Origin of the sequence: Chamaesiphon sp. OTE_8_metabat_110, assembly GCF_031382685.1 — a bacterium.
In the GTDB taxonomy this organism is placed as follows: Bacteria; Cyanobacteriota; Cyanobacteriia; order Cyanobacteriales; family Chamaesiphonaceae; genus Chamaesiphon.
The window spans coordinates 1-3,166 of the sequence record NZ_JANMZA010000473.1; the positions used below are offsets into that span (position 1 = coordinate 1).

Annotated in this window: 4 protein-coding genes and 1 pseudogene; 2 read left to right on the forward strand and 3 right to left on the reverse strand. The window is 47.1% G+C overall.

Features of this window, described 5'->3' with window-relative positions; genetic code table 11:
* The 3 genes and pseudogenes from RMO52_RS17320 to RMO52_RS17330 form a co-directional block, all read right to left on the reverse strand.
* Positions 1–189, reverse strand: a pseudogene (locus RMO52_RS17320) (hypothetical protein); the annotation flags it as partial.
* 216 nt (positions 190–405) lie between these two features.
* Positions 406–1,005: a DUF1517 domain-containing protein gene (locus RMO52_RS17325; RefSeq protein WP_309739627.1), complete on the reverse strand. Its 600-nt coding sequence runs from the start codon at positions 1,003–1,005 to the stop codon at positions 406–408.
* Positions 1,006–1,022: 17 nt separating this feature from the next.
* On the reverse strand, positions 1,023–2,030 hold the full coding sequence (locus RMO52_RS17330; RefSeq protein ID WP_396135042.1) for a YheT family hydrolase: 1,008 nt from the start codon (positions 2,028–2,030) through the stop codon (positions 1,023–1,025).
* 22 nt (positions 2,031–2,052) lie between these two features.
* Between RMO52_RS17330 and RMO52_RS17335 the strand changes: the two genes are divergently transcribed.
* Together RMO52_RS17335 and pgmB are read left to right on the forward strand one after the other, a co-directional pair.
* The gene (locus tag RMO52_RS17335) at positions 2,053–2,214 is read left to right on the forward strand and encodes a hypothetical protein (RefSeq protein WP_310416674.1); all 162 of its coding nucleotides are present in this window, start codon (positions 2,053–2,055) and stop codon (positions 2,212–2,214) included.
* 101 nt (positions 2,215–2,315) lie between these two features.
* Positions 2,316–3,041: a beta-phosphoglucomutase gene (pgmB, locus tag RMO52_RS17340; RefSeq protein ID WP_310416677.1), complete on the forward strand. Its 726-nt coding sequence runs from the start codon at positions 2,316–2,318 to the stop codon at positions 3,039–3,041.
* The last annotated feature ends 125 nt before the right edge of the window (positions 3,042–3,166 follow it).

Below are 3,166 nucleotides of genomic sequence, written 5' to 3' on the forward strand. Positions count from 1 at the left end.
ATATTTGCCATCAGCGATCGGCTTTTGATTGGTGTTATTACTGACCGCCGGATTTTGGACGGAAGTAGTTTGCTGTCGATCTCGTCCCTGAGATGTCCGATCTTCCGAGCCACAGGCTACAGAAGTAACAGACAACGTTAACGCCATAAAAATTATCACTAATCGACGGAGCATATAGGCTGATTTCATGACTATTGTACTTGTTTATTTTAGCTAGTTCTCAGGGCGCTCGACAATTGATAATTTCAGTAACAAAGGGATTGTATATTTACGATCCCTATGACTATTTTAGACCGATCGAACCCGATCGACTGAGTTTTGAAATACCTAGTTAACCGATCTATTTGGATCTGGATAACCGCATGGCGGCAGTGGAAATAATCCCAGTTAACTACCAGCTATTAATTACAAAGGAATTAATTCAGGGAAATTTTGGAGTACTTGGTCGTCGGTAAGTTCGTCACCAAATCGGGCTGGTGAAAAATGAATGTAGATTGCCCGGAGGCGTTCTTGATAGTGAAGATTTATTAATGATTTCAAAGCTATTTTGAGCGCTGAGATATTGGATAAATCTGCTTCGATGGTAGAGTCTTCACCTTCTAATGCTACAGTCAGCATCACAATCAAATTCCGAGTGGGCGGGAGGGTGAGTTGAGCATTGGGATTGGTATTGTCACTGATGTCGGGTTCGCTCAGGTAGCGTCCGGCAGAATCAGTAAACAATTCATTGGCATAGTCGCCAGCGCCACCTTCATCCCAGAATACATCCCCTTCATTAGCTGCAGATCGCCAGTAGGTGTCGTATTGCAATAGGTTTTCACAGATTGCGACTAAGCCCTCGCCGACGATCGTCAAATCGCCATCGGCTTCGATCGCTTGTCTGGCGGCTTGGTTTAAGATCCCGAGTAATGGGGATACTTCTTCGCCAGTAAGATGGATAAAAATCCGCGATACGACAAACTGGCTCTTACCAGTGAGTTTATTGAATTGGTCGCGTAAGCTCATAGTTTTTAGGGGGTAGACTACTGCATCCATTCTAAAATACGATTCCAACTCCACCAGGGGTCGCGATCGATATTTAACTTTTGACACGCTTTGTTGCTGATATGCCCGACATGTCCGCCATGAGGGGTTAGCAATAGATCGAGCTGGGGTTGCTTGCTAGCAATATCGCATAGTTCGGGTACTAAAGTGGGATCGAATAGCGGATCGTCAGCGGCATAGATTATCAGTACGGGTTTGTGGAGATCTGCCAAAAAATAGAGCGGACTCGTCGCGGCGTAGTAATCCTGGACAGTGGCAAAACCCAGTCGGGGAATGACTAATTCGCGATCGAATCCCCAAATTGAGGTCGCTCGCTCGATCGCGGCGGGATCGATCTGGGTGGGATGATGGCGATGTAACTCGCTAGCTAATTTTCGCAGTTCTTTAGAAATCGATCGTTCTAAATATTTGCCCAGCGGATCTGCCATTAGATAAGTCAAAGATCGATCGGATTCCAGACTGGGACAGATGACCGCCCCGCCAGCAATTTCCGGGACATCTAGACCAGCTTTAACGCCCCACAGAGCCAACTGACCGCCCAAAGAGTATCCCATCAACCACATTGGTGCCGGACAGCCTAGCTGGAGCGATTGGCGGGCGATCTGCACGAAATCTTCGCCTTCATGCAGACCGTCGGAAGTAAGTTGGGGTGATAACTCGGCAGTCTTGCCATGAGCGCGCCAGTCAAATAAGACGACGGCATAACCTTGGGCGTAAGCTTTGCGACCTAAGATCCGCAGAAACCACTGGTTATCGAGAGTGCCAGTGATACCATAAGTGGCGACGATCGTGCCTTTGGGATCGGGCGGGATGGCATAGATCCCAAAAATTGGCACATCTCCATCGCCACTAAAAATATGCTCTTGATAAATCGGCTCTGGCTCGACGGTATAACGTTCCCAATTGCGGCTCATCCGCAGTGCGGTATAGAGGGTCATCGTCAGACCGGATTGCAGCCACCAAGGCGGTAAATATTGAGGATTCAATGGCTTAATGGCAGGATGAAAGATGTTATTTAATTTTAAGCTTCAAAGTTGGGTGTTGTCCAAAGGGACGATTCTCCATTCGCGCAAAGCGCAGGCTACGCCAACGCGCAGCGTTCCGCTCCGAAAGGAGCGGGCTTTCCGCCAACGCCGCAAATTATCACTTACTGCCGTCAAAGATCGTTGACAATGTCCCAAAGATCGGGACGATCTGAGGGCATAATAAGTATACACATCTGACCTAAAGCGATCGCGATCGCCTCAATTGTCGATCGACATCACATAGCTATGGATAAACTGGAGCGCGATCCACACATCGCAGCAGTCATCTTCGATCTCGATGGCGTCATCACTAATACGGTCTACTTTCATTATCTCTCATGGCAACAATTAGCCGATGAAGAGGGCATTCCTTTCGATAAATATACCCACGATGAGGGAATGCTCGGACTCAATCGGGAAGATGCGCTACATTACCTTTTGGGCGCTCGCCATCGCCACTTAAGTTCGCTGGAACAGCAACAACTATTAAATCGCAAGAATGATTATTATCTCCAACTAATCGACAAACTCAATCGCGAACATCTCCTGCCAGGAATTGAGAATTTATTAGCAGAGTTACACGCTGCCCAGATTAAAATTGCCCTAGGATCTTCGAGTAAGAACGCCGAATTGGTATTAAAAAGGTTGGGAATTAGATCTTTATTTGATTTTATTGCCGATGGTAATAGCGTGCCAAATCTCAAACCTGCACCCGATGTCTTTCTGTATGCCGCATCCTCGATCTCCGTCACACCCGATCGATGTTTGGTGATTGAGGATGCGCCTGCGGGGGTAGCAGCGGGTTTAGCTGCGAATATGTGGGTATTGGGTGTCGGGCCTGCCGTACGACTGGCTCACGCGCATCTGGTTTTACCAACCCTACAGGGCATTAAGTGGCAGGATATTGTGGAGAAGGTTGCTTACTGTCACGCCCGATCGAGTGATTTTGACACATCGATCGATAATGACTAGAGTTACTTTGGAAGATAATATCTAGCTGTCTCTTAAGTACTATTCACTATCCACTATCCACTATTCACTAAAACACTAGTAACTTTGTTTTGATGCAAGATGTAAGTCTCTTGCTATTTCTGAGG